The organism is Mesorhizobium sp. WSM4806, assembly GCF_055811635.1.
Map to the genome: position 1 here is coordinate 45,360 of NZ_JBVVQZ010000029.1, position 12,819 is coordinate 58,178.

The window sequence follows — 12,819 nt, forward strand, 5'->3', positions numbered from 1 at the left end:
TCGGACGTCGGCGAGGCTCCACAAGCTGTTGTGATGTCGATGCGGCCGCGGAGAGTCGGATCCTGGCGTTCGCGGGGGATCTAAGTGGCTACCTCCACACGCCGGAATACTCCCTCGACGCACCATCGGCCGCTGAGCTGCCTTTTGCCATCTTGAACCGCTCCCAGAAAAAGTTAACCTTCTACGGACTAATGGCCGCCGCGAAGGCGCGCTCACCATCCTGTTCGCGATATCCTCAAAAGGTCACGAGCGTCCGGATGCCTTGGACAGGACCACTATGCCGCAGGTTTCCATAGTCATCCCCGTACACAATCAGCCCATGCTAATCCTCGAAGCGGTGGCTTCATTTAAGGCGCAATCCCTCGCCGACTGGGAAGCCATTCTCGTTGACGACGGGTCAACCGATGGAACACCCGCCGTGCTTCAGAATCTCGCGTCCCATGACCCCAGAATTTCGCTCTGGTTGCAGACACAGCGAGGTGCTGCTTCGGCCAGAAACACAGGGGTGGCAAAAGCAAAGGCAGATTGGTTGCTCTTTCTCGACAGCGACGACTGGCTCGCTCCTAATGCCCTTGGCTCCCTATTGCGCGTTGCCGGCCAGGATGTGCATCTTGTGCACGCCTTAGGCCTTCGCGTGTGCGGGAGCCGCAGCCAGGATCGATCGCAGGTACACCTGCCCGGGGGCGACTTATTCCATCGCCTTGCATCAACGGCAACGTTTATGGTCCATGCATGCATTTTGAAAAACTCGACCTTTCACGAGCTTGGCGGTTTTGATGAAACATTGATGGCTGCGCGGACTGGGATCTCTGGCAGCGTGTCATCCGGTCTGGCGCCCTCTGCAGGGGCGTTGATGAGTTCGTGGCCTTTTATCGCCAAACAGAATCCTCGCTCAGTACCTACTACGAGCAGGAGTTTCGAGACGGCTCATCGTCATCGCCCGCGGGCACGGCCCCGATCCCCGAGTTCCAAGACCCCATCCCATGTATGCCGAAGGCGTATCGCCTGCAGAGTTCCCCGCTGCGGCATATCGCTTTGCCAGTTGGTTGGCGGGTCTTGCAATCGCACGCAAGCACTCACTCCAGGGCGTCTTGAGAGGGATGCAAGCTCTTCCTGCCGAGCCCTTGGCAGCTTCTGATATCGGAGCGGCCTTGTTCGACGCCATTCCCATCGGATTAGGCGACTTCAGGCCCAATTGGGAAACCTGCTGGCCTACACTGAAACCTCACCTTCAAGAGTTCCTAGAAAAAATTGGCACGATTGCTCACTGCGGGCCTTCTTTCGTGAACGACGTGCTGGACCATACAGAACGTCTCGCCGCTACCGCTAATGCGTCCGACACCATCGGCGTTGTCGGAAGTGTGGCCTCGCGGGTCGTCCGAATTCCCGGAGCCATTCCGCAGATCAATCTTGGTCCAGGCATCAGGTCTTTCATTGCCGTCGTTCGCCCCGAGCGAGCCGAGGTCGGACAATTGGAAGTCCTCGTTGACCAGAATTTCTCTAGTGCACGTGTTAGGGAGATGATCATCGAGCGGTACTTAAGAGAGGTGTTGTCGACTTACTCCAAAAGAGCTCCGTTTTCTATGATTTTTGGAACGACCACACATTTAATCGCTCAGAAGAAACTTATCTCATCTTTTATAAAGTTTCTACGAGAGCGCTCGGTGGGCCCTTTGCTCAAGAAGCAGATCTGCCAAGCCGTGATGGCGCAGAATTTCGTACTTCCGATCGTGGAGACTGGCGTGATCTCGACCCGACTGAAGGCCAGATCACGAACTGAACAATAACGCCGCGACCGCGCTCGCCGAACATCGGCTTATGCATCAATTTGCGTCCAGATATCCGACAATGCTCTCGTTCGTCATCATGATCCGCGGCAGCACCAGAGGGAGGTCCGTGTTCGCCACAGGTCTGGGGTAGGCCGACACGGCGCAGGCCAGCCCCGACTCTTTTGCGCATTCGATGGTCAGGTCGGAATAGTCGCCATAGGGGTAGGCGAATGTGGTGCATGGGCGGGACGACAGGTCCTCGCACGTCCGGCAGCTTTTTTGGATCTCCTTCAGCTGGATGTGCCGATCCCACAATGGGAGGGAAACGTGGGTGTCCGTGTGACCTGAAATGTCCAAGCGCGACCTTCGCGAGAGCATTCGGGCTTCATCAATCGTCATGGGTCGGTGGCTGGTTCGAGGCGCCAAGTCACTGCCGACCTGGCGAGCGAGTGATTCGATTGCTTGGTACTGCACATCAAAAGAGGCCGGCTTCAGAACCTTCCAAAGCTTGAGATAGGCCTGCTCGCGCGCAGTTCGAGGCGGCTCGTGCATAGCTCGCCACCCTCGGCCCAATTGATAGTCATCGGCCTGTTCACCCAGATCAACATGAGCATCGCGACCGGCGACGACGATGGAGGCTGGTCCTGCGGCCCTAGGATCGAAGATAACCCGTTCGAGAGCATCGTTCCAGAACTCGTCGGTTTTCCCGAGCATGGACGTTACCAGAAAGAACGTAGCTGGAAGACCGAGCGTTTCCAGGACAGGCGCTGCGATTAAGGCATTGCACGCGTAGCCGTCGTCGAAAGTAATGGCTGCAGCGTCAGGTGGAAGGCTTCCTTCAATGTGCCTCGATGCGAGTTCGCGCAACGGCAGCACACGTCTCGTCTTTGCGAGGTCCCGCACCTGCTTCTCGAAATTGGTTGGCGAAACGGCGAGTTCCCACGGGTCCAGGTCCGTTGCAGCGATGCGATGGTACATCAGGATCACCGGCTTGAAGACGCAGCGACGTAAAACGCGGCGCAACCTTGTCTTGAGCGTCCAAGCCATTCTATTAGCCCTTTGTGGCGCATATCCCGATGGTGACAGGAAAGTGATGATCCTGCTCGTGTAGCATTTCTGGCTTGAGCTCTTCCGCAGCAATACCTTCGAGAAAGCATACCGCAGAGCAGACGTTTCCATAGACAGCAATATGCGTCGAGTCCGCCCCAAAGACATCCGAGAACAATCGGCGAGCGGAAGCTTCCGTCAGCGACCAATACCAGGTTTCATATTCCTGATGATGATCAATGGGCGTCAGGCCTGGCACCGTTACAAGTACGGTTCCACCGCTCCTGAGGAGCCGGAAGAGCGCAGAAACAGCCTTCTGCAGATCAAAGATGAGATGCAGAGTCTGGGTCAGTACGATCGCATCGAACTTATCGTTCCATTCTGCGCCCAGGCTCGTGAGGTCGCCGACGATCGTCGCGCGGGTATTTTCAGGGCGCAAGTCGACGATATCACGCTGTGTCGTTCTCGGTCCTCCGAAGCGAGCCGTGTAGTCGTCGTCCACGACTTCAAGCGTTCTACCGTGGATGCTTGACGCGTGTTCCGCCAGAAATCTTTCGATGTAGATACGATCAATTGGTGTTCCGCGATCATACCCGAAATTTCGACTGATCGGATCGGTCCGCTCAAAGTCGCCAAAGTGCACCCTTCCGACGCCGGGTCGGTCATATCTCATCAGCCGCCTCAATCGTTTCTTGACGATTTTCGGCAAGAGGCGATGGGCAAACATTCTACATTTTGCGTAGCGAACTCCCCAGGCGCTCTCAGGCATCACATACTGTCGGGTCCTGCCAAATGGTTTCACGCCTTGGCTTCGCGCTACTGGGGCTGCTGCCCTCTGAACGGTGAGCACCGTACCTTGGTCATCGACCTAGCTCCCGAGGGATGCGAACTCGGCCTGACCACCTTTCGACGTGATTGCAACCCCATGTTACGGGTGTCAGTCGCGGGGCGCAAGACCTTCGTAACCTGGCGAGTGCCCCGCGCCTCGGAGCGCGGCGCGCGCGGCATTCGTTCCACCGAGTTCCGGGCTGATGTAGGGCCCGCCATCATCCAGCAGCGCATCGAATTCGCCAAGGTATTCGACGACGGCGGCGCCGCGAGCAATGCGCGCGGCCAGTTTGGCGAGAGCCAGCTGGAGCTCCTTTTCGCGTTTGCGCTGGTCCTGATAATTCTTCTGAAGAAGAAGATGAACAGAGAAACGCCAATACCGATCAGGATCACGCCAAGCTGGGAAAAGATGTTGCGATTATCACGATGGCGCATGTCGTGGCGCACGCTGTGCGCCACACGAATATTGACGATCAGCGAAAGGATCAGAAGCCCGGCACCGACCAGGATGAGGCCGCGGATGAGGAAATAGCCATGGCCTGAGTTGAAATCCATGCGTTTGCCGCGTCCCTGAACCCCAGACCGCGCAGACTAAAATTCAGCAGTCCGCTTGATTTTCCGCCGATCTTCACCCATTGTTGCGCTGCACAATATCGGGGTAGTGCCGATGTGTCAGTTCAAGGCCTTTCGATAGGAAACGTTGACCGGCGCCGGTTACCGTTTTTGCGAAAGGCGGCCGGCTGTTGAAATCGATCGCGCTTTGACGTCGGATCGACCAGGTCCGTATCAAGCAGCAAAGGACCAAGATGCTTCGCGACCTGCCCGCCTACAAGAAAATGTTGATGCTCGGCATTATCGGGCTGGTGCTCGTCGCCATCCTCGACGCCTTCAGCAACCTGCCCGTCATCTCCGGCTGCGCATTCTACAGCAATTGCGCGATGGATGGCGCCGTAGAAGCACCGATCGGGCACAGTCAGGATCCGACGCTGCAATGAAGCCACCCGGGAAGACGGCGCTTATCGTCTATGACGGCGACTGCATCTTCTGCCAGAGCTATGTCCGCTTTGCCCGGCTGCGCGACGCGGTCGGTCCTGTCGAGCTGCTCGACGCGCGCTCCGGCGACCCGCGCGTTGCCGAGTTTCAGCGCCAGGGCTTCGACCTGAACGAGGGCATGCTCTTCGTTTTCGAGGACCGCGTCTACCACGGCGAGGAAGCCATCAATCTCCTGGCGATCCTCAGTTCCTCTTCGACGCTTTTTGGCTGGCTCAACCGCAGGATTCTCTCAAACAGGACGGCGGCGCGGCTGATCTATCCGGCGCTCAAGCTCGGACGCCGGGCCACCCTGAGGCTTCGCGGCCGCTCGCTGATCCCTGCAGATCTCGAACGGCGCTAAAGCATGTCGCGCAAAAGCATGCCCTCGGGCCCTGATCCGAGGGTGCGCAGTGGTTTGCAACAACGACATGAACTTAAAGCGACGCGTGACTCTTGCAATCGCGAGGCGCTTTGGACATTTCCCGGCGAAATGGATGGCTTAAGTTGACTGCCCAGCGACATCTATCAGTCGACATCTACCAGTTTCGTTCGTGAGAACGGCGCTCAGTGGGTGCAGGCCTTCGGCCGCGAGAAATCCACCAACTTGAACACAAGCAACTTGCGTTCGATGAGGCTGGGCATTTCGCCCGCGAAGGTCGACGCGTTAGCCCGGGTAATCGTCTCGCCGTCCTTCACGTAAGTCACCCAGGCCTCCGGCTTCCGGCGCAGCTGTTTCTTCACATCGAGGAGGACGTGGTGATTGCCCGCCCGCGACTGCCGGACGAGATGAGGCTCCGAGGAATCAACGATCTTCACCACCTCGTTCTGATAGTTGAACAGGTATGGTGGCTTGGGAAAGAGCAGATGATTGGTCTGGCCGGCTTCCGTGTGCAGATTGCTGAACATGTTGATGGAACTCTCCGTCTTGAGCCCGACATAGGGTGACAGGCAGGAGAGGAAGAACAAGCCCGGCACCAAATAGACCCAGAGCGGCTGGCGCGGCGAGGAAACAGTCTTGCAAGGCAGATTCTGCAGAGCCACATGGGACAGCACGACCATCGCCGCGCCGCCCACTACCGCCCAAATGAGGATCCAGACGGAGTGGACCATCATGTCGAAGGAGCGCCCGGGAAAAGCATAGGTGAGCGCAATGACGAGAGTGACCGCGACCAGCATCACGGCGGCGCCCGGCAGCAAGATCCCGATCCGGCCGAACGTCTCGCGCAGCGGATTGGTAAACTCCAGCGAGGTGCGATAGAGCGCCTCGCTGGCGGGCGTGGGGATGCTCAGCACATACAGCGCGAACACCAGGCTGGAAAAGTCCATGTACCAGGAATAAGCCGAAATCGGGATCACGTAATGGAAGACGAGTGCGAGGATGAACCCCACGGCGAAATAGCGCTTCCAGTAGAGGGACACGATCGCGATCGCCTCAATGACGAAGGTGGCGAAGATCGCAAGATACCGGCCAAACAGATTGTCCTCGAGGCCGAATGGACGAGCCAGCGGAGCGTAGAGGCCCACCGCGCAACTCACGGAAGGATCGAGGAAATCGGTGTTGATCTTGTGGAAGATGCCGTAGAAATACATGATGGCGAGCAGCGCCCGGGCGACGATCCGGATCTGTTGATAAAGCTCCATCCGGGCCAGCGCGGCGCCGCGGCCGGCGGCCCGCAGATAGAGCACTGCTGCGCTGAGCAGGATAGCCCCGTTCATCACCGCCGTGATCGTCTTGTTATTCGAAGCGACCGGCATGCGCAGCGCGTACAGCACAAGCGATACCATCACGAGCCCGATCAAGAACTCGGTCCGCCGCGGGTACAGCAGGAGTAGCAGGCTGAACAGGACGACCGACCAGCTCAGAGCGGCAAACAGCGGCCCCTTGTAGCCAAGCATGGAGTAGATATCACCGGCGATACTGAAGATCGCCGCCATTGCCCAGAACGGGGTAAATGCGGTCAACCCGTCAAATGTATCGTCCCGTCCTCTGACTTTCGTGATCTTGCCGCGACCAACGTTCCATATCGGTGTCGCGCTTGAATACTGCTGCTGCCCAATAAACACCAGTTAAGCCCCCTCAAGTTCCCCTGCAGGTTCTTTTGGCGTCCAACTGGTGACGACTTGGCGCGCCTTCGGAACCGTCCTATGTTGCACTGCAACATCAGCACGAGCGCAGATTAAGAGTCAATCCGCCGTCGTCGGTAGCTCCTGCTGCCGAGCATCAGCCATTGGGAGAGGTACGGCGGACCCAAAGCGGGATGCGTTTAATTTGAACTGGCCATCCCGCTCCATTTGTTTCGCCCGCGACTGCATGTCGCCCAAGGCATGCCCTCGGGCCTGATCCGAGGGCGCGTAGCGGAATCAAGACAACGACATGTCAAGAAACAAGAACTTGAAGCGGCGCATTAATCCTGCGGATGCGCCGCGCTTCGCTGACTAACGCTGCTTTGCCGTTCTGGGAAATTCCACCACGTCCGCGGGCGGACGCTTGTACTGAGCTGCGACAATTGCATCGATCAGGATGTCCAGGGCGGCGCGAGCCGCGCTGCTCGTCTCGTCATCGCCGCGCAAATAGTGGCAGGCTCGTTCAAGATGGAGGTGGGCTGCGGCAAAGTCACTGGTCATGGATTCTCCTTTTGCCCGCCGCTGGACAGGATGGCCCATTTCGATTTACCCAAAGGCGAACATCCACAGCTGGATTTGAATCAAATATGGCGGGTTAACCAGATCTTCAGCATCGCGAGGCGACCTTGCGGCTGCGGACATGTGTTGAGTTCCGCCTCAGGCAACAGACCCGCTCCGGAGACCGGGGCGGGTTTTTGCTTGAATGGTGCCGAACTGCCTGTCCAATGCTCTACGCTGCCGCGGCGGAGCCGACCTAGCGTCAAGCAGCGAAGCGGCCCACCGCAAAGGGCGCGAGGCAGTCAGGATCGCCGTGTCCGGCAATCAGGTCGGCGACCAAGCGGGCGGTGATCGGCGCCAGGGTGAGGCCGAGATGACCATGGCCGAAGGCATGGATCACCCTGGGGCTGCCACGTGACCGACCGATGACGGGCCGGGAATCGGGCAGCGACGGCCGGAACCCGAGCCATTCGGATGAGGGCCGGCCGAGTGAGGGGAAGAACTGCCTGACACCGCGATCCAGCAGCGCCAGCCGGCGCGGATTTGCCGGCGCTGCAAGCCCGCCGAGCTCGACGGTTCCGGCGACACGCAGCCGGCCGGCCATCGGCGTCATGTAAAAGCCGAGATCGACGGGACAGACCGGACGATTGAGCAAAGGCGCTTCGGTCGGGAATTCGAGATGATAGCCGCGTTCGGTCTCGAGCGGGATGCTGTCGCCGGCCTGCATGGCCAACGCCCGCGATTGTGCACCCGCGGCGATCACCACCGTGCTCGCCTTGATGCGAAGGCCGCAACCGCTGAGCCTGGCACCATCAGCCTCGACCTGCAGCCCTGATATGGCAGCCTGCGCCACCGACACGCCGCGGGCGGTTGCGGCATCGAGCAGCCGCCGCATCAGCGTCTTTGGATCGGTGACGTTCATCGAATCCGGGAAGTACAGTCCGCGGGTCCCGGTCGGAGGCAGGCGCGGCTCGAGCGTGGCCACCTCACCCGGCGTCAGGACCTCCTGATGCACGCCAAACCCGGCGCGCAGCGCCCTGCGCCCAGCGGCCCTGGCGAAATCGCTCTCGCGACGATACAGGTAGAGGCAGCCGTTGCGGCGCAGCAGGTCGGCCATATCGGCCTCTTTCGCCATCTCCTCCCATGCCGGCAGGGCCTCAGCCAGAAGGCCGGCCAGCGCCAGCGCATTGGCACGGGTGGCTGCCGGAAGCGACTGCCGCACGAAGCGGACCAGCCAGGGCGCAAGCTGGAAAAACGCCGGCCAGCGCAAGGCGAATGGGCTGGCAGGATCGAGGAGCAGTTTTGGCAATTGGCGCAGCAGGGCCGGGTTGCCGACCGGCATGCAGGCATATTCGGCGAGCGTTCCGGCGTTGCCAAACGAGGCGCCGGAGCCAGGCTCGTTGGGATCGATGAGCAGCACCTCGCGCCCCTCGGCCGCAAGCCGAAGTGCCGTCGCCAGCCCGACAATGCCGGCGCCAACGATGGCGATTTCGACGGTTTCCGCTGCTGCCAAGACCGTATCTTCTTGTTTGACCATGATCTTTTCCGAAAACCGGCCCCCACTTTTCGGGATCATGGTCTAGACGAAGCCAGGCAGTTGCAAATGCCCGGCCGCGAGCAGTTCAGCCATGGTGTTCAGCGCCGTGCGCAGATCGTCAAGCGAGCGCGCGGCGCCGACATTGATGCGCACCCCGTGCTGTACCGGCTCGCGTCCGACCGCGAAGGCATCGCCGGGAAGAACGGCAACGCCACGTTCCAGGCAGGTGCGAGCGAAACCCGCGCCCCGCCACGGCTCCGGCAGGCGCAGCCACGCATGCGTCGAGGTGGCGTGGCTCTGGACATCGTAGCGGCCGAGGATTTCGGTGAGGATGGCCTGGCGCTGGCGAAGCTCCTGCTTCTGGGCTTCGATGATGCGCGCCGCCGAGCCCTCTTCTATCAGCCGTGCGCCGATCAGCGCGGTCAGAGGGCTGATGCTCCAGCAGTTTATGCGCAAAGCCGCGGCGACCTGGCCGGCTATGGCGCGTGGCGCGATCACAAAACCGAGGCGCAGTCCCGGGGCAAGGCATTTCGACAAGGCGCCGATGTGAACCGTCAATTCGGGCTCGAGGCTGGCAAGCGACGGCGGCGGATTGTCCGCCAGCGGCCGATAGACGTCATCCTCGATGATGAGGACGTTATGGCGACGGGCGACAGTCACCAACTCGTGCCGGCGCTCCTCGCCCAGCGTGATGGTGGTCGGGTTGTGCAGGGTCGGCACCAGGAAGACCGCGCGTGGGCGCAGCTGCGCGCAGGCCGCCTCGAACGCGCCGGCCCGCATGCCGCCACGGTCCATGGCGATGCCTCTGAGATCGAGCCCATGCACCCGGCACAGGGCATTGATGCCCTGGTAGGTCACTTCGTCGGCGAGCACGACCTCGCCCTGCCTAGTCACCGCGCCAAGCACGCAATCCAGCCCATGCTGGGCGCCCGCCGCCAGCACCACCCGGCCGGGATCGCCGTCGCCGGCGACCGGCTGCATCCACTCGGCGATCGCCGCCCTCGCCCACAGCGGCCCCTCGGGCGGGTGATAGTCCTGAAGCGTGGCGTAGTGCCGGTCCTTGGCCAGGCGCGGCAGCAGCAGGGTCAGGGCATCGAGATAGGCCGAGGTTGCCGGCCGGTTGACGGAAAGATCGATGACGCCGCTGTCGTCGCTTGGCGCCGACACGAAACCTGGTCCTTCGCCGCCGTTACGGGCAGCCACCGTTGTGCCGCGTCCAGGCCGCGCTTCGAGCAACCCGCGCTGCTGCAGCGTCGACAGCGCCCGCGTTACCGTGGTGACGTTGATGCCAAGCGCGCGGGCAATCTCGCGCTGCGGCGGCAGCCGGTCTCCAACGGCAAGCGTGCCGGCTGTAATCCGTTCGGCAATAGCGTCGGCAAGGCGCCGGTAGACCGGGCCTTTTTCCGAGGCGAGTTGCAGGTCCTGAAGCATGCGGATTGGCGGTTTCGGTGTGTTGAGGCTCTGGCTACCGGCGCATCTAGCATAAGACAATCCTCCGGACAATAGCGCTTGTCCGGTGCCTGATTCCAAAATTCGGGCTGAAAAATCTCACACAACACCGAAGAATGCCGCTTGACGGGCAAACTTGTCTGCATCTATGCTTCTTTAGCGATCGATTGTGTGAGCATACAAGTTTGGTTTGCCGCCTTGCGCGGCCAGCCTCAAGCGAGACCGGCACATGGACGGCAAGCACCACCTCGTTTCGACAAGCGGCCATTGCCGGCGCTCAACGGAATTCCGTCCGTGATCGCCGAAGCGACAGGCCTGTCACGCGACAGCGCCGGTCCGGCACCGGGGGCCAATGCCAGCGGCCCCCATGACGGCCGGGGATTTGTCGAGTTCGTCGATGTCGAGAAATCCTATGACGGCCGCACGTTCGCAGTGACACGGCTGAACCTCAGCGTAGCGCGCGGCGAGTTCCTCACCCTTCTCGGCCCCTCAGGTTCGGGCAAGACGACAACGCTCAACATGCTTGCCGGCTTCGAACGGCCGACCAGCGGAGTCATCACGCTTGAAGGCCGGTCGGTCGACAGGCTGCCGCCCTACGAACGCAACATCGGCATGGTATTCCAGAACTACGCGCTGTTTCCGCACATGAGCGTCGAGGAGAACGTCGCCTTCCCGCTCTCGGTCCGCAAGACCGCCAGGGCGAACGTGGCATCCCGCGTCGGCCGCGCGCTCGACATGGTGCGGCTGCGGCAATTCGGCGACCGGCGGCCGGCACAGCTTTCCGGCGGCCAGCAGCAGCGCGTCGCGCTCGCCCGCGCGCTGGTGTTCGAGCCAAGCCTGGTGCTGATGGACGAGCCGCTCGGCGCGCTCGACAAGAAGCTGCGCGAGCACATGCAGATCGAGATCAAGCAGCTGCACACCATGCTCGGCGTCACCATCGTCTATGTCACGCACGACCAGAGCGAGGCGCTGACCATGTCGGACCGCGTTGCCGTGTTCAACAATGGCGGGATTGCCCAGCTCGGTTCGCCCGACGATCTCTACAACACGCCGGAGAGCTCGTTCGTCGCCAGCTTCATCGGCGAGAACAACACGCTGGAAGGCAAGGCCGAGCGCGTCTCCGGCAAGGAGTGCCGCGTCGCGCTGTACGGCGGCGGTTCGGTCGCCGCGCTGGCCATCGGCGTCGCCGAAGGCGCGGCCTGCCATGTCGCCATCCGCCCGGAACGGTTGAAGCTCGCGCCCGCTTCGAACGGTGCAAATGCGTTAGCCGCCACGGTCGAAGGCCGCATCTATCTCGGGGACCACCAGCGTCTTCTGGCCAGGCTGGAAAGCGGCCAGGTGCTGACCGTCAAGGTCGGCCCCGAAGCGACCATGGGCAACGGGGAGCCGGTCACGGTTTCCTGCGCGCCCACCGACTGCCGTGCCTTTCCGGCCGATGCCGGAACGGGCGGTTCCATCTCGAAAACAGGGGAATAAGAACAATGAAGATCACAAAAGCCCGGCTGTTCGCCTTCGCGGCAGCCACAGCATTCATCACCATGGGAAATGCCGCCTTCGCCGACGAACTTTCGATCATGGCCAGCGGCGGCGCCTGGCAGGATGCCCAGCGCAAGGCATGGTTCGAGCCGTTCAGCAAGGAAACCGGGATCAAGATCGTCGAGCAGGAATATCTTGGCGATCTCGGCAAGGTCAAAGCGATGGTCGATACCGGCAACGTGCCGATCGATCTTGTGACTGTCGAGACGGCGACCGTGCTGCAGGGTTGCGACGCCGGCATTCTCGAGCGGCTCGACTATTCCAGGATCGCCCCCCGTGAAAAGTTCATCGAAGGTTCGGCGCTCGACTGCGGCGTCGGTCTCGACGCCTATGGCGATGTCCTTTCCTATGACCCCAACGTGCTGAAGGAGGCGCCAACCTCGGTCCTCGACATCTTCGACACGACGAAGTTTCCGGGCAAGCGCGCGATGCGCAAGTTTCCGGCACAGAACCTCGAATGGGCACTGATGGCCGACGGGGTCGCGGCGGCCGATGTCTACGAGGTGCTGGCAACCCCCGAAGGCGTCAACCGCGCTTTCAAGAAGCTCGACACCATCAAGCAGGACATCGTCTGGTGGGATGCCGGCGCACAGCCGCCGCAGCTCCTCGCATCCAAGGAAGTAGTGATGACCACCGCCTGGAACGGCCGTATCCAGAACGCCATCGACAAGGACGGGGCGCCGTTCAAGATCGTCTGGAACAACCAGATCCTCGAATATGATATGATCGCCATTCCGAAGGGCGCCAAGAACCCGGATCTGGCCTACAAATACCTTGCCTATATCAGCCAGCCGGAAATCAACGCCAAGCTCGCCAGCTACATCACCTACGGGCCGGTGCGCATTGATGCGGCCTCCTTCGTCGCGCCGGACGCCCTGCCGAAATTGCCGAACGCACCCGACCACATGACCGCTTACCTGGTCGCCGATACCGAATTCTGGGGCGACTATGGCGAGGACCTGGTCAAGCGCTTCAACGCCTGGCTCGCGCAGTAGGGGA

General features: G+C 61.1%; 12 protein-coding genes and 1 pseudogene. 6 read left to right on the forward strand and 7 right to left on the reverse strand.

The annotated features are described in order from the left end of the window. Positions 1–277 precede the first annotated feature (277 nt). Both AC0L2M_RS31800 and AC0L2M_RS31805 read left to right on the forward strand, forming a co-directional pair. Positions 278–652: pseudogene (locus AC0L2M_RS31800) on the forward strand (glycosyltransferase family 2 protein); the annotation flags it as partial. Positions 653–983: 331 nt separating this feature from the next. Next, on the forward strand, positions 984–1,787 hold the full coding sequence (locus tag AC0L2M_RS31805) for a hypothetical protein (protein ID WP_287238541.1): 804 nt from the start codon (positions 984–986) through the stop codon (positions 1,785–1,787). Between the two features lie 36 nt (positions 1,788–1,823). Here AC0L2M_RS31805 and AC0L2M_RS31810 read toward each other — a convergent pair whose 3' ends face one another. The 3 genes from AC0L2M_RS31810 to AC0L2M_RS31820 form a co-directional block, all read right to left on the reverse strand. After that, complete coding sequence (locus AC0L2M_RS31810) at positions 1,824–2,816, reverse strand: polysaccharide deacetylase family protein (RefSeq protein WP_287238543.1); 993 nt, start codon at positions 2,814–2,816, stop codon at positions 1,824–1,826. A 4-nt stretch (positions 2,817–2,820) separates the two neighbouring features. Then, positions 2,821–3,543, reverse strand: a complete 723-nt coding sequence (locus AC0L2M_RS31815) for a class I SAM-dependent methyltransferase (RefSeq protein WP_473536920.1) — start codon at positions 3,541–3,543, stop codon at positions 2,821–2,823. 89 nt (positions 3,544–3,632) lie between these two features. Then, positions 3,633–4,199 (reverse strand): hypothetical protein, encoded by a 567-nt coding sequence (locus AC0L2M_RS31820; protein WP_287238546.1) that lies wholly within the window; start codon positions 4,197–4,199, stop codon positions 3,633–3,635. A 251-nt stretch (positions 4,200–4,450) separates the two neighbouring features. Between AC0L2M_RS31820 and AC0L2M_RS31825 the strand changes: the two genes are divergently transcribed. Together AC0L2M_RS31825 and AC0L2M_RS31830 are read left to right on the forward strand one after the other, a co-directional pair. Beyond that, positions 4,451–4,639, forward strand: a complete 189-nt coding sequence (locus AC0L2M_RS31825) for a hypothetical protein (RefSeq protein WP_128246943.1) — start codon at positions 4,451–4,453, stop codon at positions 4,637–4,639. Continuing rightward, positions 4,636–5,037, forward strand: a complete 402-nt coding sequence (locus AC0L2M_RS31830; protein ID WP_287238549.1) for a thiol-disulfide oxidoreductase DCC family protein — start codon at positions 4,636–4,638, stop codon at positions 5,035–5,037. Before AC0L2M_RS31825 ends, AC0L2M_RS31830 begins: the two co-directional genes overlap by 4 nt. 203 nt (positions 5,038–5,240) lie before the next feature. Here the strand turns inward: AC0L2M_RS31830 and AC0L2M_RS31835 are convergent, their stop codons facing one another. The 4 genes from AC0L2M_RS31835 to AC0L2M_RS31850 form a co-directional block, all read right to left on the reverse strand. Continuing rightward, positions 5,241–6,638 carry a thiol-disulfide oxidoreductase gene (locus tag AC0L2M_RS31835; RefSeq protein WP_287364060.1) on the reverse strand — a complete coding sequence of 466 codons (1,398 nt, stop codon included), beginning with the start codon at positions 6,636–6,638 and terminating at the stop codon, positions 5,241–5,243. Positions 6,639–7,112: 474 nt separating this feature from the next. Then, positions 7,113–7,301, reverse strand: a complete 189-nt coding sequence (locus tag AC0L2M_RS31840) for a hypothetical protein (protein WP_023799140.1) — start codon at positions 7,299–7,301, stop codon at positions 7,113–7,115. 259 nt (positions 7,302–7,560) lie between these two features. Beyond that, positions 7,561–8,811: an NAD(P)/FAD-dependent oxidoreductase gene (locus AC0L2M_RS31845; protein ID WP_473536932.1), complete on the reverse strand. Its 1,251-nt coding sequence runs from the start codon at positions 8,809–8,811 to the stop codon at positions 7,561–7,563. 66 nt (positions 8,812–8,877) lie between these two features. Further along, positions 8,878–10,266 (reverse strand): aminotransferase-like domain-containing protein, encoded by a 1,389-nt coding sequence (locus AC0L2M_RS31850; protein ID WP_473536921.1) that lies wholly within the window; start codon positions 10,264–10,266, stop codon positions 8,878–8,880. Between the two features lie 312 nt (positions 10,267–10,578). Here AC0L2M_RS31850 and AC0L2M_RS31855 point away from each other — a divergent pair, with 312 nt between their 5' ends. Both AC0L2M_RS31855 and AC0L2M_RS31860 read left to right on the forward strand, forming a co-directional pair. Continuing rightward, complete coding sequence (locus AC0L2M_RS31855) at positions 10,579–11,760, forward strand: ABC transporter ATP-binding protein (protein ID WP_473536922.1); 1,182 nt, start codon at positions 10,579–10,581, stop codon at positions 11,758–11,760. Positions 11,761–11,765: 5 nt separating this feature from the next. Further along, positions 11,766–12,815, forward strand: coding sequence for an ABC transporter substrate-binding protein (locus AC0L2M_RS31860; protein ID WP_128246940.1), 1,050 nt, complete (start codon positions 11,766–11,768; stop codon positions 12,813–12,815). The last annotated feature ends 4 nt before the right edge of the window (positions 12,816–12,819 follow it).